The 25,785-nt window shown below is 65.6% G+C and carries 21 protein-coding genes; 7 read left to right on the top strand and 14 right to left on the bottom strand.

Annotated elements, in window-relative coordinates:
• Positions 1-51 precede the first annotated feature (51 nt).
• Both VE26_RS01315 and VE26_RS01310 read right to left on the bottom strand, forming a co-directional pair.
• Positions 52-504 carry a nucleoside deaminase gene (locus VE26_RS01315; protein ID WP_046103436.1) on the bottom strand — a complete coding sequence of 151 codons (453 nt, stop codon included), beginning with the start codon at positions 502-504 and terminating at the stop codon, positions 52-54.
• Positions 501-2,210, bottom strand: coding sequence for an alpha/beta hydrolase (locus VE26_RS01310; protein ID WP_084619838.1), 1,710 nt, complete (start codon positions 2,208-2,210; stop codon positions 501-503). Before VE26_RS01310 ends, VE26_RS01315 begins: the two co-directional genes overlap by 4 nt.
• A 158-nt stretch (positions 2,211-2,368) precedes the next feature.
• Here VE26_RS01310 and mutL point away from each other — a divergent pair, with 158 nt between their 5' ends.
• Together mutL and VE26_RS01300 are read left to right on the top strand one after the other, a co-directional pair.
• The gene (gene mutL, locus VE26_RS01305) at positions 2,369-4,180 is read left to right on the top strand and encodes a DNA mismatch repair endonuclease MutL (RefSeq protein ID WP_046103435.1); all 1,812 of its coding nucleotides are present in this window, start codon (positions 2,369-2,371) and stop codon (positions 4,178-4,180) included.
• A complete protein-coding gene (locus tag VE26_RS01300) occupies positions 4,177-5,712 on the top strand; it encodes a VOC family protein (RefSeq protein WP_046103434.1) in 1,536 nt (511 codons plus the stop codon). The genes mutL and VE26_RS01300 overlap by 4 nt, the downstream gene beginning before the upstream one ends.
• Here the strand turns inward: VE26_RS01300 and VE26_RS01295 are convergent.
• Positions 5,709-6,782 carry a citrate synthase/methylcitrate synthase gene (locus VE26_RS01295; protein WP_046103433.1) on the bottom strand — a complete coding sequence of 358 codons (1,074 nt, stop codon included), beginning with the start codon at positions 6,780-6,782 and terminating at the stop codon, positions 5,709-5,711. The genes VE26_RS01300 and VE26_RS01295 overlap by 4 nt on opposite strands.
• 84 nt (positions 6,783-6,866) lie before the next feature.
• Here VE26_RS01295 and VE26_RS01290 point away from each other — a divergent pair, with 84 nt between their 5' ends.
• Positions 6,867-7,988: a citrate synthase gene (locus VE26_RS01290; RefSeq protein ID WP_046103432.1), complete on the top strand. Its 1,122-nt coding sequence runs from the start codon at positions 6,867-6,869 to the stop codon at positions 7,986-7,988.
• Here VE26_RS01290 and edd read toward each other — a convergent pair.
• From edd to VE26_RS01270, 4 genes are all read right to left on the bottom strand, one after another.
• Positions 7,981-9,795 carry a phosphogluconate dehydratase gene (gene edd, locus VE26_RS01285; protein WP_046103431.1) on the bottom strand — a complete coding sequence of 605 codons (1,815 nt, stop codon included), beginning with the start codon at positions 9,793-9,795 and terminating at the stop codon, positions 7,981-7,983. The genes VE26_RS01290 and edd overlap by 8 nt on opposite strands.
• Before the next feature lie 124 nt (positions 9,796-9,919).
• Positions 9,920-10,633 carry a 6-phosphogluconolactonase gene (gene pgl, locus VE26_RS01280; RefSeq protein WP_046103430.1) on the bottom strand — a complete coding sequence of 238 codons (714 nt, stop codon included), beginning with the start codon at positions 10,631-10,633 and terminating at the stop codon, positions 9,920-9,922.
• Positions 10,617-12,098 carry a glucose-6-phosphate dehydrogenase gene (gene zwf / locus VE26_RS01275; protein ID WP_046103429.1) on the bottom strand — a complete coding sequence of 494 codons (1,482 nt, stop codon included), beginning with the start codon at positions 12,096-12,098 and terminating at the stop codon, positions 10,617-10,619. Before zwf ends, pgl begins: the two co-directional genes overlap by 17 nt.
• 12 nt (positions 12,099-12,110) lie before the next feature.
• Positions 12,111-13,046 (bottom strand): glucosamine kinase nucleotide-binding domain-containing protein, encoded by a 936-nt coding sequence (locus tag VE26_RS01270; protein WP_160297775.1) that lies wholly within the window; start codon positions 13,044-13,046, stop codon positions 12,111-12,113.
• A gap of 264 nt (positions 13,047-13,310) precedes the next feature.
• On the opposite strand from VE26_RS01270, the gene cobU reads away from it, so the two are divergent.
• Positions 13,311-13,847, top strand: coding sequence for a bifunctional adenosylcobinamide kinase/adenosylcobinamide-phosphate guanylyltransferase (gene cobU, locus VE26_RS01265; protein WP_046103427.1), 537 nt, complete (start codon positions 13,311-13,313; stop codon positions 13,845-13,847).
• Here cobU and cbiB read toward each other — a convergent pair.
• The 4 genes from cbiB to cobA are packed head-to-tail and all read right to left on the bottom strand — an operon-like array spanning position 13,840 to position 18,364.
• The gene (gene cbiB, locus VE26_RS01260; RefSeq protein ID WP_046103426.1) at positions 13,840-14,802 is read right to left on the bottom strand and encodes an adenosylcobinamide-phosphate synthase CbiB; all 963 of its coding nucleotides are present in this window, start codon (positions 14,800-14,802) and stop codon (positions 13,840-13,842) included. The two genes, cobU and cbiB, sit on opposite strands and share 8 nt — an antisense overlap.
• A 3-nt stretch (positions 14,803-14,805) precedes the next feature.
• Complete coding sequence (locus VE26_RS01255) at positions 14,806-16,263, bottom strand: cobyric acid synthase (RefSeq protein ID WP_152658667.1); 1,458 nt, start codon at positions 16,261-16,263, stop codon at positions 14,806-14,808.
• A 6-nt stretch (positions 16,264-16,269) separates the two neighbouring features.
• Positions 16,270-17,565: a cobyrinic acid a,c-diamide synthase CobB gene (locus tag VE26_RS01250; protein ID WP_046103425.1), complete on the bottom strand. Its 1,296-nt coding sequence runs from the start codon at positions 17,563-17,565 to the stop codon at positions 16,270-16,272.
• Positions 17,552-18,364, bottom strand: a complete 813-nt coding sequence (cobA, locus tag VE26_RS01245) for a uroporphyrinogen-III C-methyltransferase (protein ID WP_052715584.1) — start codon at positions 18,362-18,364, stop codon at positions 17,552-17,554. The genes VE26_RS01250 and cobA overlap by 14 nt, the downstream gene beginning before the upstream one ends.
• Before the next feature lie 44 nt (positions 18,365-18,408).
• On the opposite strand from cobA, the gene VE26_RS01240 reads away from it, so the two are divergent.
• Complete coding sequence (locus tag VE26_RS01240) at positions 18,409-19,140, top strand: cobalt-precorrin-6A reductase (protein WP_046103424.1); 732 nt, start codon at positions 18,409-18,411, stop codon at positions 19,138-19,140.
• On the opposite strand, the gene VE26_RS16935 is transcribed toward VE26_RS01240, so the two are convergent.
• Complete coding sequence (locus VE26_RS16935) at positions 19,071-19,553, bottom strand: cobalamin biosynthesis protein (protein WP_084619836.1); 483 nt, start codon at positions 19,551-19,553, stop codon at positions 19,071-19,073. The two genes, VE26_RS01240 and VE26_RS16935, sit on opposite strands and share 70 nt — an antisense overlap.
• A gap of 280 nt (positions 19,554-19,833) precedes the next feature.
• Between VE26_RS16935 and VE26_RS01235 the strand changes: the two genes are divergently transcribed.
• Both VE26_RS01235 and VE26_RS01230 read left to right on the top strand, forming a co-directional pair.
• Positions 19,834-20,730, top strand: coding sequence for a cation diffusion facilitator family transporter (locus VE26_RS01235; protein WP_046103423.1), 897 nt, complete (start codon positions 19,834-19,836; stop codon positions 20,728-20,730).
• Between the two features lie 40 nt (positions 20,731-20,770).
• Positions 20,771-21,241 (top strand): hypothetical protein, encoded by a 471-nt coding sequence (locus VE26_RS01230; protein ID WP_210165399.1) that lies wholly within the window; start codon positions 20,771-20,773, stop codon positions 21,239-21,241.
• Here VE26_RS01230 and cobO read toward each other — a convergent pair.
• Both cobO and cobN read right to left on the bottom strand, forming a co-directional pair.
• On the bottom strand, positions 21,238-21,879 hold the full coding sequence (cobO, locus tag VE26_RS01225) for a cob(I)yrinic acid a,c-diamide adenosyltransferase (protein WP_046103421.1): 642 nt from the start codon (positions 21,877-21,879) through the stop codon (positions 21,238-21,240). The two genes, VE26_RS01230 and cobO, sit on opposite strands and share 4 nt — an antisense overlap.
• Complete coding sequence (cobN, locus tag VE26_RS01220; RefSeq protein WP_046103420.1) at positions 21,876-25,718, bottom strand: cobaltochelatase subunit CobN; 3,843 nt, start codon at positions 25,716-25,718, stop codon at positions 21,876-21,878. Before cobN ends, cobO begins: the two co-directional genes overlap by 4 nt.
• Between the last annotated feature and the right edge of the window lie 67 nt (positions 25,719-25,785).

The following is a 25,785-nucleotide window of genomic DNA, read 5'->3' as shown; positions in this document are numbered from 1 at the left end:
AAATATTTTTAACATCATGTTAGATGCCCCTGCCCTGTGGCGGGCGGGCCTTTACCGCAGGGACTTGAAGAACGCCACGAGCAGTGCCTGGGCGCGCGCGGACGAGAGCCCGCCGATCACTTCCGGTCGATGGTGGCAACTGGGCTGGTCGAAGAGGCGCACACCGTTCTCAACCGCACCGGCCTTGATGTCCTCGGCGGCAAAATACACCCGGCGCAGGCGGGTATGGGCAATGGCCCCGGCGCACATGGCGCAGGGCTCGAGCGTCACATAGAGATCGCAGCCATCGAGCCGGCCGGTGCCGCGCGCGGCCAAGGCGCTGCGGATCGCCAGCATTTCGGCATGGGCAGTCGGGTCGCCCATGGCCTGCATGCGGTTTCGCTCCGCAGCAAGGACGCGGCCGTTTTCGACGATCACCGCGCCGATGGGCGCTTCGCCATGGGCCGCCGCTTCCTCGGCGAGGCGCAGCGCGAGGTCCATGGGTTTTTCGATTGGGTCAGTCATTGTGGCAACGCAGAATAGGCATCGGGATCGATCGCCGCCTTGAGCGCATCGCGCTGGGCGCGGGTCCATCCCGGCGGCTGGGTTACCTCGTACCAGGCATCGATATAGTCGCGCGGCGAATAGACGTGTCCATAGCCCACCGGTGCGGTTTGCGACAGGGCCGTGTCGAGCGCCAATTGCAGGAACGTGACCATCGGATACCAATTGAGCGCCGGAGAGACATCGGGGCCGCGCGGCTCGTCGAACCATTCTGGTCGCTGCCAGTCCGCATCGAAAGAAAAGAACACGATGGGATCGCTGGCATATTGCAGGAAAACGATGCGCATGGGCCCCCAGGGCACAGCGTCCCAGCCGATGCCGCCGGACTGGTTCATGAAGCGGATGGCGGAGGAATTGCCGAAGCGGGGCAACCAATAGGGCGTGCCGGGCTGGCGGCTTTCGGTGACGCGGCCCCAGATGCTGCTGGAGAAGGGCGGGCCCACCCAGAGCGCGCCATCGAAGGGATCGCCCAGGACGTCGTAGACGGTGGTCGAATTCTGCGATGCCATGGCTCCCAGGCTGAGGCCATGCAGATAAAGACGCGGACGCTGGTCGCGCGGCAGCGCCGTCCAATAGCCATAGACCAGATCGAACAGGGCCTGAGCGGTTTCGGCGCCATAACTGGGCTCCACCAGAAGCGAGAGCGCGCTGGTGAGATAGGAATATTGCACCGCGACGCTGGCGACGTCGCCGGCATGGAGATATTCGAGCGTGTCGATGCCGGCCCGATCCACCCAGCCGGTACCGACGGGCATGATCAGCACCAGCACGGAGCGCTCGAAAGCGCCCACGCGCAGCAATTCGTCGAGCGCCAATTGGGCCCGCTCTTCCACGCTGGGCGCCGAGCGCAGGCCCACATAGGTGCGCAGCGGCTCGATGGCGGGGCGCCCGGTGACGCGCGTGATATCGGCAGCGCCGGGGCCGGACTGGATATAGATGCGCGAATCCTTGCCGATCGTCTCCCAGTCAATCAGCGACTGGGCGCTGCCGGTCTTCCAGGCTTCCTGTGGGGCCGCGTCGTCGGTGGAGACCAAGGCATCGAGCCGCTCGTAGAAATTGTCGGCGGCGCGCAGGGCGCTGCGCCAGAAGAGGTTATTGACAAGGGCACCGACGACGATGGCCACCAGAAGCGTGGCAAGGACCAGGGCCGCCCGGCGCGGCAGATGCGGCGCCAGCCACGACCAGACCAGCCGCACGAGCAGCACGAGAAGCCAGCCCATGACCATCAGAGCCGAGGCGATGGGGATGGCGACGGCGGCGATCACGAGTGGCTGGGAGCGATCCACCGGCGGCAGCTGCATGACCTGGCGCACCGAATTCTGCCAGGTATTGGCATAGGACAGCGCCAGGACCACCAGCGCCAGCCCGACCAGGGCCACGAGCATGCCCAGCGCACGCGTCACCCGCCCAGGCGGCACCTTGAGTCCGAGAAAACCCCAGAGCCAATGGCCCAGGTTGCCGAAGCCATAGCCCACGGCAAAGCAGCAGCCCGAAAGGACGCCCTGGACGATCTCCGTGCGGGGAAGCAGCGAGGGGGTGAGCGAGAGGGCAAAGAAGATCGAGCCGACCAACAGGCCCGGCATGGAGAAACGCTGCGCCATCGCATCCCAGAAGGCATCGATGCGCCTGGTCAGTATCGGCTGCCGGGACAGGGGTGGTACAGTCATTGCGCTAGGTGACCCCGACCAGCGGCGCTGGTCAATCACTTAACGCATCCGTCCGTGCGCCCGGCTGCAGCAGGAGGGCCCTGGGCTGGGCACAATCGGGGAAAGCGGGTCGGAAAGCGCAAAGCCCTGCCCTATATTGGCGGGACAGGAGAATCGCCTTGCCCATCCGTCAATTGCCCGAAGACCTGATCAACCGCATTGCCGCCGGCGAAGTGGTCGAGCGGCCGGCCAGCGTGGTCAAGGAACTGGTCGAAAATTCCATCGATGCGGGGGCAAGACGCATCGTCATCACGACTGCCAATGGCGGCATGGACCTGATCCGCATCAGCGACGATGGCCATGGCATGGATCGAAACGATCTGCTGCTGAGCGTGGAGCGGCACGCCACTTCGAAACTCTCCGCCGACGATCTCGATGACATCAGGACGCTGGGGTTCCGGGGCGAGGCGCTGGCCTCGATCGGCTCGGTGGCGCGGCTTTCGGTGGCCTCGCGCACGCAGGAGGCCGAAAGCGGCCTCGTGCTGGTGGTGGACAATGGCCGGCGCAGCGGGCCAATGCCGCAGGCGATGAACCGCGGCACGGTCATCGAGGTGAAGGATATTTTCGCGCAGGTGCCGGCGCGCCGCAAATTCCTCAAGGGCGTGCGGGCCGAGAGCAGCGCCATTACCGATGTGATCAAGCGGCTGGCCATGGCCAATCCTGATATCCACTTCGTGCTGGAGGGGAGCGATCGCAGCACCTCCAACTGGCCGGCAGTGACGGGCGAAGGCGCGCTGGCGGCACGGCTGGGCCAGGTGATGGGCGCCGATTTCGTTGAGAATGCCGCGGTGCTGGCCAATGCGCGCCATGGCGTGGTGGTGGCCGGGATGGCGGGCCTGCCGACCTATACGCGGGCCAATTCGCTCAGCCAGTTCTATTTCGTCAATGGCCGGTCGGTGCGCGACAAGGTGCTGGTGGGTGCGGTGCGCGCCGCCTATGCCGATTATGTGTTCCGCGACCGCTTTCCGGTCGTGGCGCTCTATATCGCCATCGACCCGGCGGCAGTGGACGTCAACGTGCACCCGGCCAAGGCCGAGTTGCGATTCCAGGACCAGGGTGCGGTGCGCAGCGCCGTGATCCGGGCCATCGGCATGGCGCTGGCGGCGGCGGGCTTCAAGGCCTCGACCAGCGTCGCCGACGATATCCTAGGCGCCTTTACCGCGCCTGACATGGCGCCTGCCTTGCCCAGCGGCGGCGAGACTTCCCCAGTGCTGGAGCGGCCAATATCCACGGGCTGGGGCATGGAGCGCGCGCCGCTTCATCTCAACCGGGCGCCTGGGCAACTTTCGGGGTTTACCGAGCCTAGCGGGCGTGTCGAGGCGGTCGAGAGCGTGACGGAGCTGGTGGATTATCCGCTGGGCACGGCGCGGGCGCAGATGTTCGACAATTACATCATTGCCCAGAACGATGCCGGGCTGTTGCTGGTGGACCAGCATGCGGCCCATGAACGGCTGGTCTATGAGCGGTTCAAGGCGCAGATGGCGTCGGGGCCGGTGGCCAGCCAGGCCCAGCTTATTCCGGTGATCGTCGAATTGCCGGAAGAAGATTGCGGGCGACTGGAAGAGGCGGCGCCGGAACTGGAGGCTTTCGGGCTCTATCTCGACCGTTTCGGGCCGCGCGCCATCGCCGTGCGGGAAACGCCGGCTATCCTGGGCAATACCGATATTTCCGGCCTCGTGCGCGACCTGGCCGATGGATTGGCGGAATGGGACAGCGCGGCCGCGCTGACGGACCGGATGGAGGCGATTATCGCACGAATGGCCTGTCACGGGTCTGTACGGTCGGGGCGGCGGTTGCGCGTCGACGAGATGAACGCCCTGCTCCGCGACATGGAAGCGACACCGCATTCGGGCCAGTGCATCCATGGCCGCCCCACCTATGTGGAACTGAAAAAGGGTGACATCGAGCGCCTGTTCGGGAGAAGCCGATGACCTCCGGCATCCATCACGTCACGCTCATTACCGGCGATGTGCAGGCCAATGTGGATTTCTATGTCGGCTTTCTGGGCCTGCGGCTGGTCAAGCGCACCGGTGGCTATGAGGATGCGCGGCAGTTGCACCTGTTCTATGGCGATCATGACGCCAGCCCGGGATCGCTGCTGACATTTCTCGTGTGGCAGGGCGGATCGTCGGGCGGCGTGGGTGCCGGGCAGATAAGCGAAGTGGCGCTTGCGGTAGCGCCGGGCTCGATCGGCTTCTGGATCGAGCGGGCCTTGCGCCTGGGGGTGAGGAGCGACGGCACGGGGCAGGAATTCGGCGAGACCGTGCTCCGGCTGCGCGACCCCGACGGGATCGTGATCAAACTGGTGAGCGCGGACCTGCCTGCCCTCGACATGCCGGACGGCGATGTTCCGGCCGGACACAGGGTCAGGCGTATCCGCGGGGTTACCCTGCTGACAGAGGTGCAGGAGGAGAGCGTCGATTTTCTGACGCGATCCTTCGGGTTTCGCGCCGAGCGCCGCGAAGGACCAATCCAGCGGCTGGTATCGGACACAGGCGACGTGCTCGATGTGCGGGATGCGGCTGGGTTCTGGCCGGGAGCACCCGGGACGGGTACGGCAGACCATGTGGCCCTGCGGGCAGCGGATGCGGCAGAAGTAGAAGCGGTGGCGGCGGACCTGCGCCGGCGCAATTCGAGCCTTACCAATGTGCATGACCGCAATTATTTCACCTCCCTCTATGTGCGCGAGCCAGGAGGCGTGCTGATCGAAATGGCCAGCGATGGGCCGGGCTTTACCTTGGACGAACCGCTGGAAACGCTGGGCACGACATTGTTCATGCCGCCGGAGACGCCGGACCCGGAAGCCATGAAGGTGATGCTGCCCCAGTTCGCACTGCCGGGCGAAGAACGCGTGGTTTATCGAGACCTCATCTACAAGCATCGGTTCTTTACGCCGGCGGCGCCTGATGGGACGACGCTGGTACTGCTGCATGGCACGGGCGGGGACGAGACCGACCTGATGCCGCTGGCGCATGAGGCGGCGCCTGATGCAACGCTGCTGGGCCTGCGCGGCCGCAGCACCGAGGACGGCACGCGGCGCTGGTTCCGCGCGCTGGGACCGATGATCTTCGACCAGAAGGACGTGCGGTTCGAATCCGGGGCGCTCGAGGCATTTTTCGAGGAGGCGCGTGGCGCCTATGGGCTCGACCCGGAGCGGATGATCGCCCTGGGCTATTCCAATGGTGCGAACCTGCTCGGCGCGGCCATGATACTGCATCCGGGCATGGTGCGGCGGGCCGTGCTGCTGCGACCGGTCATGGTGCTGGATGAGGTGCCGGCGACCGATCTTAGCGGCATCACGGTTTTGATCGTCCTCGGCGAGACCGATGCCTTCCGCCCGCAGGGCGAAAGGCTGGCCGAGGTGCTGGGCCGGGCCGGCGCGGCTGTAACGCTGCGCGTGCTGGCCGGGGGCCATGCGCTGGGTGCAGCGGATGGGCCGACCCTTGCCGATTGGCTCGGCTAGGCGGCCTTTGGACCGACATAGAGCGATTGCGGACGGATCAGGCGGCCCTTGTCGACCTGCTCATGGGCATGGGCGATCCAGCCGCCGACCCGGCCGGCGGCGAAGACGCCGGTAAATGCCTCGCGCGGGAAGCCGAGCGCCTCGAGCAGAAGCGCGGTGAAGAATTCCACGTTGGTTTCGAGCCGCCGATCCGGCTTGGCGCGGTGCAGGAGGGAGAGAGCCTCCCGCTCGACCGCTTCGGCAAGAGCGAGGCGGTCGGCATTCATGCCGCCGGCTGCACCCAGGCGGTGCAAGGCAGCCTTGAGCGCATCGGCGCGCGGGTCGCGAACGCGATAGATGCGGTGGCCGAAGCCCATGAGCCGGTCACCGCGCGCCAGTGCAGTGGAGAGCCAAACCTGGGCCAGGTCGGGCTGGCCCACTGCGTCGAGCATATCCAGCACCGGCCCGGGTGCGCCGCCATGGAGCGGGCCCTTGAGCGCACCCAACGCCGCCAGCACGGCCGAGGTGTAGCCGGCGCGGGTGGAGGCGACTACGCGAGCGGCAAAAGTCGAGGCATTGAGGCCATGATCGGAAACCGTCACCAGATAGGTGTCGAGGGCGCTGATGGATGCCGGGCTGGGCGTGGCGCCGGTGAGCATGGCCAGCATGTCTGCGGCGTGGGAGAGACCAGATTGCGGCGCCACAGCGTCAAGCCCGGCCTTGCGGCGGATGAGGGCGGGCACGAACACGGCAGGGGCTGCGGTCAGAAGCAAGGCGACGGCGCTGTCCTCGCCATCGGGCAGCCGCGCCATCAACGCTCTCAGCCCTTCGGTGACGGAGAGGTCGAGGAGGGCGTCATCGAGGTAGGCGAGTTCGGCAAAGGCCCGGCCACGAGCCTGGCTCAGCTTTTGGCCGATAGCGCCCTCGTCGCCACGGCACAGATCGGCAAAGAGCAGCGCCAGAACGCCTTCATAGGCGGTTCGGCCCGCCAGCGCGTCGAGGCGGTGCCCGCAGATCACCAAGCGACCATTGATGCCATCGACTTCGGACAGGGCGGTTTCGGCGGCAATGACGTCATCGAGGCCGGACATGTTGCGTCTCCTAGTTGTTTGACCCTAGATTGGCCCGATCAAGATTGACGTCAATCTTGATGCAATTGATCAATGTGAGGGCAGATGAGCTGGATCAGTGCAGCGGCGGCGCTGGCGCTTCTGGGGACCAAGCCGCAGACGCTCTACGCCAATGTGAGCCGGGGACGGATAGCAGCCAAACCGGATCCCGCCGATCCGCGGCGGCGGCTCTATCGCGAGGAGGATGTGGCGCGGCTGGCCGCCCGCCAGCGCGGTCGACGGCCCGCCAGGCTGGTGGCGGCCGAGAGCATTTCCTGGGGTGAGCCGGTACTGGAAACGGCCATTTCCAGCATTGCCGACGGGCGCCTGCTCTATCGGGGCCAGGATGCCATTGAATTGGCAGGGCATGCGACGCTGGGTGCGGTGGCGCGACTGCTCTGGTCAGCGCCGGGTGAAATCGATTTTGCCGGGCGGGCTCGGGCCCTGGTGCCAGGCATGGCCGCCGCCTATCGCGCCATTGCCGAACTCGCAGCAACCGACCTGCCCGCTGCCGGGCGCAACCGCGCGGTGCTTCTGGGCGATGCGGCGCGGTCCGTGTCCTACCTCGCAAGCGCGCTGGCCGCTCCGGGATCGGCGCCGGTCCATGAGCGCCTGGCCCGGCTTTGGGGAAGGCCGGACGCCGCCGACCCGATCCGCCGGGCTCTGGTGCTGCTTGCCGAACACGAGCTCAATGCCTCAACCTTTGCCGCGCGGGTAACGGCATCGACAGGGGCGCCTTTATCAGCGGCCATCCTGGCCGGGCTGGCGGCCTTGTCCGGACCGCTACACGGCAATGCCAGCCAGAGCATGGCCGGCCTCGTCCAAAGCGCGACGACGACAGGGGCGCGGCAAGCGGTAAGCGTCCATCTGCGCCAGGCGGGCTCCCTGCCCTGCTTCGGCCACCGACTCTATCGGGACGGCGACGTGCGGGCGGCTGCATTGCTGGGCAGCTTTGCGATGCCCGCGCTCTTCGCGCAGCTGGCCGCCGAGGGAGAGGAGGCGAGCGGCGAAAAACCCAATATCGACTTCGCACTGACCGCCATGAGCGCGGCGTTCGATCTGCCGAACGACGCGCCGCTCCAGCTCTTTGCGCTGGCGCGCAGCGTCGGCTGGATCGCCCATGCGCTGGAGCAGATTGAAACGGGCGCGCTGATCAGGCCGCGCGCCCGCTATGTCGGGATCAGTTGAAGACGCTGGCGCCCCGGTCGGCGACACCCACCAGATTGCGGAAACCGGCGAAGAGCTCGCGGCCCATGCCGAAATGCTGGCTGCGCAGATCTTCGGTGGCGGGGGTGCGGGAGAAAAATTCCTTCTCGTCGCCCAGGAAGGTCAGCGTGCCCTCATTGGCGTCGAGCCGGATCATGTCGCCGTCGCGGATTTTGGAGATCGGGCCGCCATCGACCGCCTCGGGGGTCATGTGGATAGCGGCAGGCACCTTGCCCGAAGCGCCGGACATGCGGCCATCGGTGAGCAGCGCGACCTTGAGGCCCCGCGCCTGAAGGACGCTGAGCGGCGGGGTCAGGTTATGCAATTCGGGCATGCCGAGGGCCTTGGGGCCGGCGAAACGGACGACGGCGATCATGTCGGTATTGAGTTCGCCAGCCTTGAACGCGGCCTGAAGACCTTCCTGGCTGTGGAACACCCGGGCCGGCGCCTCGATGACGCGATGCTCGGGCTTGACCGCGGACACCTTGATGACCGAGCGGCCGAGATTGCCGGCAAGGAGCTTGAGGCCACCGCTTTCCTGGAACGGTTCGCGGGCGCTGGTGAGCACCTTGGGCAGCGCGCTTTCAGCGGGCGCCGGCTCGAAGGCCAGCTGGTTTTCGACCAGCTTGGCCTCGACCGAATAATTGGATAGGCCCGAACCCCAGACAGTCTTGACGTCCTCGTGAAGGTGGCCGCTTTCGAGCAGTTCCTTGATGAGAAAGCCCATGCCGCCGGCGGCGTGGAAATGGTTCACGTCGGCGACGCCGTTGGGATAGACGCGCGCAAGAAGCGGCGTAGCGTCGGACAGATCGCTCATGTCGTCCCAGGTGATCTGCAGGCCCGCTGCGGCGGCCATGGCGATCAGATGCATGGTGTGGTTGGTGGAGCCGCCGGTGGCATGCAGGCCCACAAGGCCATTGACGAAGGCCTTCTCATCGAGGATGTGGCCGATGGGCGTATAATTATTGCCTTCCTTGGTCAACGACAGGGCGCGGCGTGTCGCCTCGCGGGTCAGGGCATCGCGCAGGGGCGTGCCCGGATTGACGAAGCTGGCGCCCGGCAGATGCAGGCCCATGATCTCCATGAGCATCTGGTTGGAATTGGCGGTGCCGTAGAAAGTACAGGTGCCCGGGGAGTGGTAGGATTTGCTCTCGGCCTCGAGCAGTTCGGCGCGTCCAACCTTGCCTTCGGCATAGAGCTGGCGAATCTTGGACTTTTCATCATTGGGCAGGCCCGAGGGCATGGGGCCGGCGGGGACGAAGACGGCCGGCAGGTGGCCGAAGGCCAGGGCGCCGATGACGAGGCCCGGGACGATCTTGTCGCAGATACCCAGATAAACGGCCGCGTCGAACATGTTGTGGCTCAGCGCAATGGCGGTCGACATGGCGATGACGTCGCGGGAAAACAGCGACAGGTCCATGCCCGGCTGGCCCTGGGTGACGCCGTCGCACATGGCGGGCACGCCGCCGGCGACCTGGGCCGTGGCGCCGATCTCGCGGGCGGCTTCCTTGATGATATCGGGATAGAATTGATAGGGCTGATGGGCGCTCAGCATATCGTTATAGGAGGTGACGATGCCCAGGTTGAGCGCCTTGTTGCCGGCCAGGGCGGCCTTTTCGGACGGGCTGCAGGCGGCAAAGCCATGGGCGAGGTTGCCGCAGGAGAGCGCCCCGCGATAAACGCCCTGCTCCTTGGCGGCATCAAGGCGGTTGAGGTAGTCGCGCCTCGTATCGCGGCTGCGCGCGGCGATGCGATCGGTCACGTCCTGGATGGCCTGGCGGACAGTCATGTTCTCGGCTCCATAGCTCGCAAGGGCGCGCCAAAGGGGAGCCGCTGGCGCGGATTATCCTTGCATAAACAACTGGTCGTTCCTTAGCGGCCAGGGCGGTCGATTGGGGACCGCCCCAGGAGCGTCAGGGACACCAGTAAACTGAAATCGGCGCGCCGGAGCGCAGCACGGCCCGGATCGGCATGTCTTCGACCGCGCCTTCGCCCAGGGCCGCATCGAGCACGGTGGCCTTTTCGTCGCCCTCGATGTGGAGGTAGAGGCCATCGGTTTCAAGCAGGCGCGGCAAGGTGAAGGTGATGCGCGGCTCGCCGGCGCCGGGAGCGCGAATGGCGAGCGTCGGGCCCTCGGCGCTCAGCGCTTCATCCAGCGTGTCGCCGCCGGGAAAGAACGAGGCCGTGTGACCGTCATTGCCCATGCCGAGAATGACCGCAGCAAAAGGCCTGGGCAGATCGGCCATCAACGCATTGGTCTTGGCGACCTGTGCCGCGTCGGGCTCGGTGCCACCCGAATAGAGCGGAAAGAAGCGCGCCGTGGCTGCCGGGCCCTGCAACATTTTTTCGTTGACCAAAAGCGCGTTGGAGCGGTCGCTGGTTTCGTCGACCCAGCGCTCGTCCACGAGGGTGACGACCACCTTTTCCCAGTCGATGTCGCGCGTCTTGCCCAGCGCCTGGAAGAACTTGCCCGGCGTCGAGCCGCCGCTGACCGCTATGGACGCCGAGCCGCGCTCGGCAATGGCCGCGCGGATGCGATCGGCCACGGACTCGGCCAGTTCCCTGGCAAGGGTCGACTTGTCGGCAAAGCTGCGGCGGTCAATGGTCACGTCAGTTCGTTCCTTCATACCAGGTGCGGCCATCGCGCTCGATCAGCGCCACGGCACCGCTGGGGCCCCAGGTGCCGGCCGTGTAGGTCTGCGGCGGCTCGGTCGCACGGTCCCAGGCCTGGCGGATCGGGTCAACCCACATCCAGGCCGCTTCCAGCTCGTCGCGGCGCATGAACAGGGTCTGGCTGCCACGAATGACGTCCATCAACAGGCGCTCATAGGCTTCGGGCGTGCGCTCGCTGAAGGTTTCGGCAAAGGAGAGATTGAGCGGCACTTCGCGCAGGCGCATGCCGCCTGGACCGGGGTCCTTGATCATCATCATGAGCTTGACGCCCTCGTCGGGCTGCAGGCGGATGATGAGCTTGTTGGGCTTGGGCGCGCCTTCGGCGTGATCGAAGATCGAGTGCGGGATCGGCTTGAACTGGATGCAGATTTCCGAGACGCGCTCGGCCATGCGCTTGCCGGTGCGCAGGTAGAACGGCACGCCGGCCCAGCGCCAATTATCGATATGGGCCTTGAGCGCCACGAAGGTTTCGGTGCGGCTGCCCTTCTTTTCCTCGGGCAGTTCGTCCTGGTAGGAGGCCACCGAAGCGGTTTCGGACTTCACGCCGCGATATTGACCGCGCACGGTTTCTTTGGCGACTTCGCCGTTGACGATAGGTCGCAGGGCGCGCAACACCTTGAGCTTTTCGTCGCGCAGGGCATTGGCGTCGTCGCTGGCGGGGGGCTCCATGGCCACAAGGCAGAGCAGCTGCAGCATATGGTTCTGGATCATGTCGCGCAGGGCGCCACTCTCGTCGTAATAGCCGCGCGTGCCCGCGCCGACGCTTTCGGCCACGGTCAATTGCACGTGGTCGATATGGGCCGAATTCCAGACCGGCTCGAAGAGTGTATTGGCAAAGCGCAGGGCCAAAAGGTTCTGCACCGTCTCTTTGCCGAGATAGTGATCGATACGATAGACCTGATCTTCCTTGAAGATCTTGGCGACGCCGTCATTGATCTCCTGGCTCGAGGCCAGATCGTGGCCGAGCGGCTTCTCGATGACGACGCGCGCATCGCGGCGATAGAGCTTCTTGGCGTGCAGATATTCGGCGATGGGCTCGAACAGATCCGGGGCGACCGCGAGATAGAAGGCGCGCACCACCTTGGGATCGTTGCGCAGCGCCTTGCCCAGGTCACCCGATTCCTCGGGCTTGCTGGCGTCGACCGGCACATAGGTGCAGATGGAGACGAATTTGTCGATCGCCTCGGCGTCCTGGTAATCCTTCTCGACGAATTGCTCGAGTGCGTCGCGGACCAGCTTCTGAAACTCGGCCGGGCTGAGCTTGGTACGCGAGGCGCCGATGATCCGGCTCTGGTCGTCGAACTGCCCATCGAGAAACCGGTGATAGAGCGCCGGCACCAGCTTGCGCTTGGTCAGGTCGCCGGTGGCGCCGAAGACCACATAGTCGAAAGGCTGGACGGGGATGATGCGGCTGGACACGTGCGTAGTCCTTTAGTTCGAGGCGAAGTTCTGCCGTGCGAGAATGACCGCACCGTGCAGGGGTTCGTATTTGGGCAGAGCAACGAAATCGCCATAGCGCTTTTGCAGCTCGGGGAAAAGGCGCTGACCCAGACCGCCGACAATGGCCATGACCCCGGCGCCGTGGCCCTTGAACCAGTTCACATAGGTGTCGATGGAGCCCATCTGGATGGCCAGCATCTTGTCGGCCACCGGATCGCCCTTGTCCATGTATTCGAACAGGATGTGCATCAGCTTGCCGTATTCGCCCGGGGCGCGGCCGATCAGCGCCTGGTCCTCGGCGCCTTCATTGCCGGTAAGGCTCAGCCCCAGATCGGTGGTGAACGACCAGGTCATGGCGGCCTGGTTGTCGCCACCGAGCGCGGCGATCACCGCCCGGGTGAGCGGGGACGCCTCGACCAGGCCATCCTCGGCCTCCACGGCGTAGCGGGCCAGCTCGCGGCCCAGAATGGCGCCGCTCATCTGGTCGCCGATATGGAAGCCCCAGCCACCTGCCTGATGGCGCTTGCCATCGACGATGGACATGGCGGCCGAACCGGTACCGATGATGACCACCCCGCCCTCTTGCCCACCCAGGGCGCCGGCATGGGCGATGTCGATATCGTCGTAGACCTTGACCCCGGCAAAGGGCCAGGGCCGCGCGGCAAAGGCGTCTCGCGCCGAATCCATGCGGCCGCCCGCCATGCCGAAACAGGCATAGGTATTGGCGGTCTCGGCATAGTCGATGCCGGCAGCCTTGAAGACGTCCCGGGTTCCGTCGCTGATGGCCTTGAAGGCAGGCTCCCCATTGTCGATCTGGAGATTGGAGCGGCCGTTCTTCACCTCCGCCAGTGTTTCCAGATTCTCATTGGCGAGGCGCACGCGGCAATTGGTACCGCCACCATCGACGCCAAGGTAATATCGGGGCACGAACGGCATCTCCATCGATCATGGGAACAGCGCCGAAGACATTACCCGGCGCAGGTCCAGATTAGGGGGTCAATTCGGCGCGGACCATAATGCGAAAGATGCTAAGACGAAAGTATCATATGGCAGAAATCGTTCGGTTCGTCTGCGTTTCGAAGACGGCTCGAGTGCCAATTGGAGTTGCGAGGAACGGCTTGCAGCGGCATGCCATTGCAGCCAGGGTGGACGGACAAAGGCCGGCGCGGCGGCCGGAATGAGGTTTGACCGATGACACGACATTGTCTGGTATTAGGCGGCGCCCGGTCTGGCAAGACAGCTTTTGCCGAGCGCCTGGCGCTGCATTCGGGTGCAAGGCCGGCTTATCTGGCGACAGCCAGCGTGCTCGACGGAGAAATGCAGGACCGGGTGAGCAGCCACCAGGCCGCGCGCGGGGCGCGCTTCACGACGGTCGAAGAGCCCAAGGACCTGTCCCGGGCGCTCGTGCGAATCGGGGCGAACCATGATGTGATCCTCGTCGATTGCCTGACGCTCTGGATCACCAACCTGCTGATGGACAATGACGACGTTTCGACCGCCGTGGGGGAGTTGTGCGCGACGCTGCTCGAATTCCGCCAGGCCAAGGTGATCCTGGTGTCCAATGAAGTGGGGCTGGGTATCGTGCCGGACAATGCCATGGCCCGAACCTTCCGGGACCTTGCCGGCGCCACGCACCAGCGGCTGGGCGAAATTTGCGAGGACGTCTATTTCGTCGCCGCCGGATTGCCGCTGACGATGAAGGGCGAGAGCCCGGCCTCGCTCACCTGAACAGCAAAATGATGCCGATCGCCACGCTGAGGCCAAGGAGTACGTCGAGCGTACGGCGATAGAGCAACAGAGCCAGGAGGATGTCGCTGGGGCCCAGTGATGACTTCCCGGAACCAAAAGCGGGCAGATCGATGATCTCCCCGTCATAGCTGCGCGGCCCGCCGAGGGTGAAGTTCAGCGCCCCGGCAAAAGCGGCCTCGGGCCAGCCGGCATTGGGGCTGTCATGTTTTACTGCATCGCGACGTGCCGTGGCCCAGGCGGCAGACGGGCTGGCGCCGGGCACGAAGAAGCAGGCCAGCGTGACGAGAAGCGCGCTGAGGCGTGCGGGAATCCAGTTGAGCACGTCGTCGAGCCGGGCCGCTGCCCAGCCATAGTGCAGATAGCGCTCGTTGCGATGACCGATCATGGAGTCTGCGGTGTTGACGGCCTTGTAGAGCGCGATGCCCGGCAGGCCGAACAGAACGAGGAAAAACCACGGCGCCACAACGCCATCCGACGTGCTCTCGGCCAGCGTTTCGACGGCAGCGCGGGCCACGCCGGCTTCGTCGAGGCGCTCGGGATCGCGGCCCACAATATGGCTCACCGCCTCACGACCGGCCGAAAGGGAAGCGCGCAGGGCTTCCGACACGGCGCTGACGGCGCGGCCCAGCTCCTTCTGGGCGAGCAAGGTCGTGGCCAACAGCATCTCCACCAGCCAGCCGAGCGGCAACCAGGACAGAATGGTGGAGATGCCGACAGTGACGATCAGCACAGCCAGGAGCAGGAGGCCGAGCGCCACGAGTCCTGCAAGCTTGCGCTGCTCGTTGCTCCGGGCGGGCGTGTTGAGACATGTTTCAAGCCAGGAAATCAGCCAGCCGAACCACATTACGGGATGCCCGACGGTCTCGATCAGGTGCTGCGGATAGCCGAAGCGGCGCTCAACGGCGAGGGCAAGGGGCGCGAGCAGCGACGTCATGGACTAGACCTTCATGGGCGCGGCGAGCGCCAGGAGCATGTCGATATCGAGATGAGCCTCGAGGTGGGCGGCAAGATCATCGAGCGCAGCCTCCACGCCCGCTTCATAAGCGAGATCGGGGCTGGAGGCCTCCCCAAGAAAAGCGCGGCGGAAGCCATCGGCGGCAAAGAGGCCATGGAGATAGGTGCCCATGACCCGACCGTCGGGACTGACAGCCCCCTCATCATCCTCGTCGATACGCGCAAAGGGACGCGCCCGGTCCGCGCCGTCACTGACGCCCATATGCATGTGGTAGCCGTCCACGGACTGACCCGTGGCGACATGAAGGGCGCGCTCGGTGCGCAATTGTTTCCTCGCCTCAAGCACCGTGTCGATCGCCAAGAGGCCTAGGCCGTCGCTGGTCCCTGGCGCGCCCTCGATACCGTCGGGATCGGCAATGGTGCGGCCCAGCATCTGGTAGCCGCCGCAAATGCCGAGGATGAGACCGCCGGCGCGATGATGGGCAAGGATATCGATATCCCACCCATTGGCGCGCAAGGCCGCCAGATCGGCCCGCGTCGCCTTGGAGCCGGGCAATAGGACCAGATCGGCATCGCGCGGCAGGGCCTCGCCCGGCTGAACCAGGGTCAGCGTTACACCGGGCTCGGCGCGCAGCGGGTCGAGGTCATCGAAATTGGCGATGCGCGGCAGGCGCGGCACGACCACATGAAAAGCCCCCTGCCCGCCCGAATAGTGGTCGAGCGCCAGCGCATCCTCGGCCGGCAATTTTGCGGCATCGGCGAAATGGGGCACCGGACCGAGACAGGGCCGACCGGTCCGCTCGGCGAGAAAGCGCCTGCCGGCGTCGAACAGGGCCGGATCGCCGAAGAATTTGTTGATGAGGCTGGCCCGGACCAGGGCGGCGTCCTCGGGGTCGATGACCGCCATTGTGCCCACGATTGAAGCGATGACGCCGCCGCGATGGATGTCACCCACGAGAATGACGGGGATTGCCGCGGCGCGGGCGAAGCCGAAATTGGCAATGTCGCCGCCGCGCAGATTGACCTCGGAGGCGCTTCCGGCGCCCTCGACCAGCACGATATCTGCGGTCGCGGCCAGTTCGCCGAAGGCATCCATCACTTCGGGCAGAAGCTGGGCCCGGTCCGCCCAATATTGGCGCGCCGAGAGGCTGGCGCGCCGCTGCCCGCGCACCACGACCTGGGAGCCGGTCTCGCCCTCTGGCTTGAGCAGGACCGGGTTCATGGCAGTGATCGGGGCACGGCGGGCGGCGCGGGCCTGGAGCGCCTGGGCGCGCCCGATCTCGCCGCCATCGGCGGTGACGGCGGCATTGTTGCTCATGTTCTGCGGCTTGAACGGCGCCACCGACAGGCCGCGATTGCTGAGCGCACGGCAGAGCCCCGCCACGATCAGCGACTTGCCCACATCCGAGCCGGTGCCCATGAACATCAAGGTCTTGGTCATGGCTTCTTATGCCGCAGCGATGACATGGGCGTAAGAGCCCATGACGCGACCCAAAAGCGCGCCCATGGGCATCTGTCTGATGCCTTCGGCATCGAGCGCCTCGAAGAGGGGCGGCAGACCGCTCTGGCGGGCCGAAGAATAGTGGAATTCATGGCCGTTGAGCCCGGGCGACCAGGGCAAGGGGCTGTCATGCACCAGCCGCCGATAGCCCAGGACACGTTTGGGCCGGTCGATGCGCGTGACCGTCGGCAGGAGGCCCGCCATGGCGTGGCTTGCGCCGGTCTTGTCGACCAGCGCCTCGCACAGGGCCATGAAGCCCCCGCATTCGCCATAGATCAGGGCCTGCCGATCGCGGGCGGCGTGAAGGCCCTGGCGAAAGCGCGCGGCATTGGCCAAAGCCGGCCCATGCAGTTCCGGATAACCGCCCGGCAGGAACACGGCATCGGCATCGGACGAGGGCGCCTCATCGGCCAGGGGCGAGAAGAAGCTCAGCTGCGCACCGGCGCCGCGCCAGCCTTCAAGCAGATGCGAGTAGAGAAAGGCGAAGGCGGCGTCCTTGGCGATGGCGATATGCTGGCCCAAGGGCGGCAGCACAGACCGGGTTTCGACCGTGCCGGCCAGCGGAAGGGCGAGGGCATCGAGCGCGTCGAGATCGATAAAGTCGGCCATGGTCTGGGCGGCGATATCGAGGAAAGCATCGAAGCCCGCCATCTCGCCGGGCAGAACCAGGCCCAGATGGCGCTCGGGGATAACGAGGTCGGTACGTCGCGGTATGGCGCCAAGAAGCCTGATGCCGGTGCCGGAGACGGCCGTTGCGAGCATACGCTCGTGCCGCGCCGACGCCACGCGGTTGAGCACGATTCCAGCAATGCGCACGCCCTTCCGCCACTGGGCAAAGCCGGCGATCAGCGGCGCCACCGACTGGCTCTGGCGATCGGCATCGACGACGAGAATGACCGGAAGGCCAAGTGTTTCGGCCAGGTCCGCGGTCGATCCGGCGCCGTCTGCCGCGGCATCGTAGAGGCCCATGACGCCCTCGATGAGCAGAAGATCGGCGCCGGTGGCCTGCTGATGGGCCAAGGCGGCGATCTGGGCGGGCTTCATGGCCCAGGGGTCGAGGTTGATGGCATCGCGACCGGCGGCGTATCCGTGGAACACCGGATCGATATAATCCGGACCGGTCTTGGCCGGCGCCACGGTCCGGCCGGCGCGCCGGAGGGCGGCCAGGAGGCCCAGCGTCAGCAATGTCTTGCCCGACCCCGAACGCGGTGCGGCGATGACAAAGCCCCTAGCCGAAGACATGGCGACGGACCTCCTCGACATACCAGTCCAGATTGTGCCGATGGCGCGCCACGGCGCCCAGCACCACGATGGCCGGGGTGGGCAGATCGACAAGGCGTGGCGCCTCGACCAGCGTGGTCTCGATGACGGTCTGGCTGGGGCGCGCGGCATGGGCAACGATCGTCACCGCCTCGTCCGGTTCGCGACCGGCATCAAGCAGGCGCCGGGCGATCAGCGGCAAGTGCTTGACGGCCATGAACATGACAATCACCGGGGCAGCGCGGGCAATGGCCGGCCAATCCACGGCGCTGGGCACGGTCCCGGTTTCGTCGTGGCCGGTGAGGAAGAGCACGGCGTGATTTGTGTCTCGATGGGTGACCGGCAGGCCGGCATAGGCAAGCCCACCAAGGCCTGAGGAAATTCCCGGCACGATGCGGAAGGCAATGCCCGATCGCGCCAATTCGCCCGCTTCCTCGCCGCCCCGGCCGAACATGAACGGATCCCCGCCCTTGAGGCGCAGGACGCGCTTGCCCTGTCGCGCCAGTTCGATCAATTGAATGGTGATGTCGGCCTGTTTGGGCGACGGCCTGCCACCGCGCTTGCCGGCATGAATGCGCTCGACATGGGCGGGCGCCAGGGCCAGTATCTCAGGCGAGACCAGCGCGTCATGCACGATAACGTCGGCCTGGCCAAGGGCGTGAAAGGCCAGCAGCGTCAACAATCCCGGGCCACCGGGACCGGCGCCGACCAGCCAGACGGAGCCGGGTGCGAAGACCGGAAAATCGGCCTGCGCCAATTGCACCAGATGCGGGCCGATCACGACCGGCCTCCGGGCTTGGCCGCAATAAGAAAGATGATGGACCCATGAAAATCCTGATCCTGGGCGGCACGCAGGAAGCCCGGCAGCTGGCCAACCGGCTGGTCGCGCAAGGCCATGCGGTTATCACCGCGCTTGCCGGACGGACGCAGCACCCGATCCTGCCCCAAGGCGAAGTGCGTATCGGCGGCTTTGGCGGGTTGGGCGGCCTCTGTGCCTATCTCGGTGAGGAGGGCATTGAGCGGCTGGTGGATGCGACCCACCCCTATGCCGGGAATATTTCGGCCAATGCAGTAGCGGCGGCGCGCGCCACGGGCGTGCGGCTGGTGCGCTACATGCGCCGGCCCTGGCAGCCGCAGCCCGGGCAGATCTGGCTGGACGCGGGCTCGGTGCAGGCGGCGGCCGAGACCCTGCCGGCGGGCGCCAGCGTGTTGCTGACCACGGGTCATACGGGGCTCGAGACTTTCCTGGCGCGGCAGGATTGCCACTTCGTCATCCGCGTGATCGAGGCGCCGGATTTGCCGATCCCGGCCCATGCCACGCTCATCCAGTCCCGCCCGCCCTATGATCTTGGCCAGGAGCTGGCACTGATGCGCGATCATGGCATCACCCATATGGTAAGCAAGAATTCGGGCGGCACACAGACCGCGGCAAAGCTGGAAGCCGCCGCGCAATCGGGCGTCGTCGTGATCATGATCGCCCGTCCTCCTTACAGCCCGGCCATCGAAGCCGAAAGCGTGGAGGCGGCTCTGGCCGCGCTGGACATCGCAAGGGTGTAGGACGGATCGCAACGCGAGAGCGCGCAGGTGGCAGTCGCGCAGCGTCGCTTTTCCAGCAGCAGCGGACCGAACGCCAGCGCCGATGCCTCGGCGACCGACGCTAATCCGGTATGGCGAAGGACCTGGGCGGAGGGGTGGGGAACCGTTTCGGCCAGGTCTTCGTCGGCAAGTGCCAAGAGAGGCACGCCGAGCGTTCGGGCTGCGGCGACAAGGGCCGGATGTTCCCGTCGGCGATGGACAGTGACGAGCTGAGCCACATGATCGGGCGACAGGCCGCATTCGGAGAGGCACTGTTCAATCAGGGCAAGGACGTCGTCGGTGGTGGCGGTGTCGCGCGCGCCCAAGCCCACGACAATACCGCGGTCAGATACGCTTGGCCGGATCGGCCCGCTGCCAATGGAATCGTCTCTCATTGTTCGCCTCGATCATAACGAGGCAGGTTCGCTCAAAACCGGCTCAGCCCCGGAATTGGTCCCGCATTGGGTCGACCGCACCGAGCTCTGTTTCAGTTCCGTCATGGGAACGCTGCGCTAGAAAACGGTTCTAGGCGGGACAAAGCGCGTGGTCAATCAATGGCTTGAGCCCAAAGGCGCGCAACATCGGAATGCTTCTGAAAATCGTTTGCAAATACAAGGACTTGCCGCACAAGAAAGGCTCCGCTATGGCACGATCTCACCGACGCGGGAGCCCTATATGGCCATCACCAACAAGACCCTGGCCATCGCCAGTGCGAGCCTGCTCGTGGGTCTGGTCGTGCTCGGCCTCAAGCTTGTGGCCTGGTGGATGACCGGTTCGGTGGCGCTCTATTCGGACGCGCTCGAATCGACCGTCAACGTGGTCACCGCCATCGTGGCGCTGATCGCGGTGCGCCTGGCGCAACGCCCGGCGGACGCGGCCCTGCCCTATGGCTATCACAAGGCTGAGTACTTCTCCGCCGTCATGGTGGGGGTGATGATCATCGTCGCCGCCATGCTTATCCTGCGCGAAGCAGTCTATGGCTTCCTTGAGCCGGAACTGCCCGAGGCGCCGCTGCAGGGCCTGGCGATCAGCGCCTTTGCCACCATTATCAACGTGGTCTGGGCCCAGGTGCTCATCCGCCACGGCCGCAAGGCGCGCTCGCCGGCCATGGAGGCCGATGGCAAGCATCTGATGACTGACGTCATTTCGACGGTCGGCGTGCTGGCGGGGCTGGTCCTCGTCTATCTGACCGGGATCGCCCAGCTCGATGCGGTGCTGGCAGGGTTGGTGGCGCTCAACATTCTCTGGTCCGGCTGGGGCGTCATCCGCGAAAGCGTCGGCGGGCTTATGGACGTCGCCGTGCCCCAGGATATCCAGAAGGTCATCCGCGAGGTCATCGCCATCAATGCCGAGGGGGCCATCGAGGCGCATGATATCCGCACTCGCCAGGCGGGGCGGCTGACCTTCATCGACTTCCATCTGGTGGTGCCGGGCGCCATGAGCGTGGACAATGCCCACGAGATCTGCGACCGCATCGAGGCCAAGCTGCGCGAAGCGGTCAAGGATGTGCAGATCACCATCCATGTCGAGCCCGAACAGAAGGCCAAGCATTCCGGCATCGTGGTTTTGTGAAGCGATTGCCAAAGTGCCGGCGCGCAGGCAGGCTATGACCATGAAACGCCTGACGCTGCTTTTCTGCCTGCTGCTCTGCACCCCGGCACTCGCCCAGTTCTGGGGGCATTATGCCAATGCGCGCTTTGGTTACGAAATCGATGTGCCGCCCGATTTCGAGGGCAATGGCGAAAGCGACAATGGCGACGGACAAGTGTTCTCTAACCTCGCCGGTGAGCAAGGCCTCCAGGTCTGGGGTGGCGAATTGTCAGAGACTTTGGGGGAAGAGGCAGCGACCGCGATCGACCAGTTGACCCGAGACCGCTGGGTGCTGTCCGCCCAGGTCTCAAGCCCCCGCTGGGCGCAGTTCTCGGCCCAGCGCGACCATCGGATCGTGCAGCAACGCATGATCCTGCTCTGCGACGGCGCCAGCTTTGCCGCCTTTAGGCTGGAACACAACATTGCTGATCTTGGCCGGCTGGACAGCGTGCTATCGGGGCTTGAGCGCTCGTTCCAGGCGCAGGCCTGCTAGAACTCGATGCCCTTCTGGGCTTTCACGCCAGCGCGGAAATGATGCTTGATCTCGGTCATTTCGGTGACGAGATCGGCGATCTCGATCAGCTCGTCCTTGGCATTGCGGCCGGTGACGATGACGTGTTTGTTCTCGGGCTTGCTGCTGAGGAATGCGACCACCTCGGCTATGGGCAGATAATCGTAGCGCAGGCAGATGTTGAGCTCGTCGAGCAGCACCATGTCGTATTCGGGATTAAGGATCAGTGCCTTGGCCTGCTCCCACGCCTTGGCAGCGGCGGCCAGATCGCGCTGGCGATCGGCCACATCCCAGGTGAAGCCTTCGCCCATGGCGTTGATCGTGACCTGGCCGGGAAACTTGTCGAGCACGGTGCGTTCGCCGGTGTTCCAGACGCCCTTGACGAACTGGACGACGCCGACGCGCATACCGTTGCCCAGAGCGCGGAAGACCATGCCGAAAGCGGCGGTCGACTTGCCCTTGCCCTTGCCGGTATGAACGATGAGCAGGCCCTTCTCCTCGGTCTTGGTTGAGAGGATCTTGTCGCGCGCCGCCTTCTTTTTCTTCATCTTTTCAGCGTGATAGGCGTCGCGCTCGGCTTCGCTCATCAGGTCGATCTTCTTGGCCGGCTTGTCGGTCATGGCGTTTCCTCGAGATAGGCGTAGGCGGAATTGGAGCGGGGAGACCAGAACCCACGGCGCCGCGCGTCGTTGAACCGGGCAATCAGCTCGTCATAGCCGAAAGAATTGGCGCCCCTAAGCCATTCCCGTACGGAATCATCCTCGACGAAAGCCTCGAAGGCGAGGTCGAAATGGTGGGTGCGCACCGCGCCGGTCGTGGCGGCGAAGGCGAACATGAAATCGACTGTGGCGATGATCTCGAAGGCACCGCGATAGCCGTGGCGCTGCATGCCGGCTATCCATTTCGGATTGACCACGCGAGAGCGCATGACATGGCTGATCTCTTCCTCCAGGGAGCGGATCCTGGGTGTATCGGGGCGGGAGTGATCGTTGTGGTAGGCGGAGGGCTTCTGACCGGACAGGGTTTCGGCGGCCACCGAGAGGCCGCCTTCGAACTGGTAATAATTGTCGCTGTCGAGCAGGTCGTGCTCGCGATTGTCCTGATTGTGGATGATGGCCTCGACGCCGCCCAGCCGGGTGCGGAACCGGTCGGGCATTGGCAGGCCGGCAGAGGCCGCGCCATAGGCATACTGGCCCCAGCGCAGGATCTGGTCGGCGAGATCGGCCTTGCCAGTCCAGGCGCCGCTGTCGATCAGCTGCCCCAGGCCCGCCCCATAGGTGCCGGGCCGCGAACCGAAAATGCGAGCTCCGGCTTCGAGCGCGGCCTCGTCCTGGCTCCGGCCCGCGGCCATCAGACCCAGGGCCTCGGCCCGCATGCGGGCGGCGATGGGATTGTCGTCCTCGGGTTCGTCGAGGGCGCCGATGGCGCGGGCGGCCCGGTCGAACAGGGCGATCTGGGCCGGGAAGGCATCGCGGAAAAAGCCGGAAATCCTGAGAGTAACGTCGACGCGGGGGCGACCGAGCCGGGCCAGGGGAATGATCTCGTAGCCGGACACACGCAGCGAGCCCGGGTCCCAGACGGGGCGGGCGCCGATCAGCGCCATGGCCTGGGCAATGTCGTCGCCGCCGGTGCGCATATTGGCCGTGCCCCAGACGGACAAAGCGGCACTGCGCAGGTGATGACCATGATCCTGCAGGTGCCGCAGAACCAGGCTTTCCGCCGATTTGCGGCCCAGCTCCCAGGCACTCGGCGTGGGAACGGCGCGAGCATCGACGGAATAGAAATTGCGTCCCGTGGGGAGGACATCGAGCCGCCCGCGCGACGGCGCGCCCGAGGGACCGGGCGCGATGAAGCGGCCATCCAGACCATCGAGAAAGGCCGCCATTTCAGCGGGCCCGGAGGCGGCAAGACGCGGTTCGATCAGGGTTTTTACCGTCTGGAGAACTGCGGCGGTCGTGGGCCATTCCGGCGGGCAGAGGCGCGTGCCGTCCACCAGCTCGGCGGCAATGGCTTCGAGGTTGGCCACAAGGTCGCCAATGCGCGAATTGGTTGGCAGACTGTTAACGTTGAGACTGACCAAAGGGGCGAAAACGTCAGGCCCGTGCCACGGATCGGCTAATTTGGCCGAGAGGGGATCAAAACCGAGCCTCAGATCATCGGCCAAGGCGCGGATCAGCGAGTTATCCCCGGGGGCATCGCCGCGTGGCACTCTGGCCAGTGCGACGGCAAGGTCCCGCGCCATCCCTCCCTCTGGCGAAGACCCAAAGACATGCAGCCCGTCGCGTATCTGGGCTTCCTTGAGATCGCAGAGGAAGTTGTCGATCTTGATCAGGGCTTCGGTCTCGTCCTCGGGCAGGCCGATGTCCTGATCGAGGCGGCTGTCGCGGGTAAAGTCGAGAATGCGGCGCTTGAGATCGGCAAGGCGACGGCGATCCATGCCCGAGGCCGCATAATATTCGTCGAGCAGGGCCTCGAGGTCCTTGAGCGGGCCATAAGTATCGGCGCGGGTGAGAGGGGGAACGAGATGGTCGATGATGACGGCGCCGGTGCGGCGCTTGGCCTGCGTGCCCTCGCCCGGATCGTTGACGATGAAGGGATAGAGATGGGGCAATTGCCCCCAGAGCGCGTCCGGATAGCAATCGGCGTCGAGCGCTGCGGACTTGCCGGGCAGCCATTCGAGCGTGCCATGCTTGCCGTTGTGCACGAGGGCATGGGCGGCAAAGTCGTGCCGCAGCCAGAGATAGGCGGCGATATAGGCGTGGGGCGGGACCAGCGCCGGATCGTGGTAGCTGAGCGTATCGTCGATCTGCCAGCCGCGCGCAGGCTGGAGCATGAGAATGACATTGCCGAAGCGGTGGGCGGGAAGATGAAATTGGCCGTCGCGGATGAAGGGATCGGCGGCGGGATCGCCCCAGCGCGCAGTGATTGCAGCGCGTGTTTCTTCGGGCAGCGTTGCGAGAAGTTCGCGATAGCGGGCGAGCGGAAGAATGGCCGCCGCAGTGCCGCGCCGGGGTGCGGCATTGGTCGGGCCGGCGGTGAGGAGGGCGATGAGATCGGGGGAGGAGCGGGGATAGTCAGCAGGAGCCGATGCGCCGAGCGTGTACCCTGCCCGCTCCAGTTCCATCAGCATCCTCACCGTGCTTTCGGGAGCGTCGTAGCCGACGCCGTTGGCGAGCCGACCGTCGCGGATGGGGTAATTGGCGAGGACGATGGCGATGCGCCTTTCGGCGCGGGGGGTGGACCGCAAGCGGGCCCAGTTGGCGGCGAGATCGACGGCCCGCCGGATGCCATCGGCCTCGGGCGCATAGGCCGAGAGCGGGCATTGCGTGCGTTCATGCCAGACGGCGTCGGCCTTGTGGCCGACAAGCAGGCCCGCAAGACGACCATCGACCTCGGGCATGACTAGGTACATGGCCATGTCCTTGCTCGAAAGTCCCTGCGGGTCGGCCAGCCATTGCGCCCGCGACCGTCCCGACTGGATCAGCTGGATGACGGGCGCATCGCTGCCCGAAAAGGGATTGCGACCGGCAGCCAGTTCGCCAATTCCGAGGGCGAAGGCGGTGAGATTGAAGATGGCCGATGGTGGGAAGGCGGCAAGCGTTTCCTGGACGAAGCCAATGCAGGCAGGGTCCTTGAGCGACGATACGACGACCGGCACCGGGGCGAGGCCACGGGCCTCAAGTTCGCTCACCAGCGCTTCAAGCGTGGCGGTCCCGGCGCCTTCGAGTGCGGCGCGGTAGAAGAGGATCGGAATATGGGGGCGCGACGGCGCCACATTTTCGCTCAGACCAAGGCCCCCCTCGCCCGGCCCCGAACGCAGAGGTGACGAAAGGGCACAGAGGCCGTCGGCGTCGGTCATGCCGGTCCTGGGGTGCCAGAGGCCAAAGCGGGGAAAGGCACGGGGCTCCAGTGCGCCCAAGATGCCCCCCTCACCCGGCTGCGATGCAGCCGACCTCTTCCCCAGAGGGAGAGGTGAAGGCGCTGCCAGCGCGGCGAAGGCTGCAAGGATCGCATCGACGTTGTCGGGGCCGCCGGCGATGAAGAGCTGGTGGAGGCGCGCCCAGTCATCCGCGTGGATGGTGGAGCGGTCGCGCAGGATCGGGTCGGGATTGGCGTCGCCGGGGATCAGCACCAGGGGAATGGCGCGATTGGCACAGAGGGCAGTCAGCTCATCGACACCATATTGGAAATAGGAGATCCCCCCGATGAGGCGCAGGACGACGAGGCGCGCCTTGGAGACGGTCTGCTCCAGCCACATGTCGACCGACAGGTTGTTGGAGAGGCGCAGGATATTGGCGAGACGCAGGCCATCCTGTCCTGCCCGGTCGGCAGCGGCAGCCAGCATGGCCAGCTCGCTGTCGGCGGAGGAGGCGAAGACATAATCGCCCGGCGTCTGGGCCAGATCGATGGCCTCGCCCTCCTGCTGGATGGCGCCGGCCTGGGCGGAGAGCAGGTGCATCAGATCTGGTTTCTCCAACAGGACGCGTCCCCACCCAGCCTCCCCGGGAAGCCGGGGCAAGGGTTGA

The sequence above is a fragment of the Devosia chinhatensis genome, from assembly GCF_000969445.1.
Taxonomy (GTDB): domain Bacteria; phylum Pseudomonadota; class Alphaproteobacteria; order Rhizobiales; family Devosiaceae; genus Devosia; species Devosia chinhatensis.
This window is presented reverse-complemented; position numbering and strand designations above follow the sequence as displayed.